General features: G+C 73.1%; 1 protein-coding gene. It reads left to right on the top strand.

Annotated elements, in window-relative coordinates:
* On the top strand, window positions 1-279 hold a 279-nt coding region (locus VTU_RS26375), incomplete at both ends, for an alpha/beta hydrolase fold domain-containing protein (RefSeq protein WP_010102601.1).

The following is a 279-nucleotide window of genomic DNA, read 5'->3' as shown; positions in this document are numbered from 1 at the left end:
CCCCCGCGCGCGATACCGAAGCGCATGCGCCCATGCTCACGCTCGCCGACATCCATGCGTTTCGCCGCCACTACTGGGGCGCAGCACGGCCACCGGACTGGATTGCGCCGCTCAATGCGCAGCGCTTCGACGGCCTGCCGCCCACGCTGGCGATCGGCGTCGAGCACGACCCGCTGCGCGACGACCCGCGCGTGTTCGCCGAACGCATACAGGCGGCCGGCGGAACGGCGCGCTCATGGTGCGGCGTGGGCATGGTGCACGGCTGCTGGCGCGCGCTCG

The organism is Verminephrobacter aporrectodeae subsp. tuberculatae At4, from assembly GCF_000193225.1.
In the GTDB taxonomy this organism is placed as follows: domain Bacteria; phylum Pseudomonadota; class Gammaproteobacteria; order Burkholderiales; family Burkholderiaceae_C; genus Acidovorax; species Acidovorax aporrectodeae.
The sequence above is the reverse complement of the archived record's forward strand: the minus strand, read 5'-3'. Positions and strand labels throughout refer to the sequence as shown.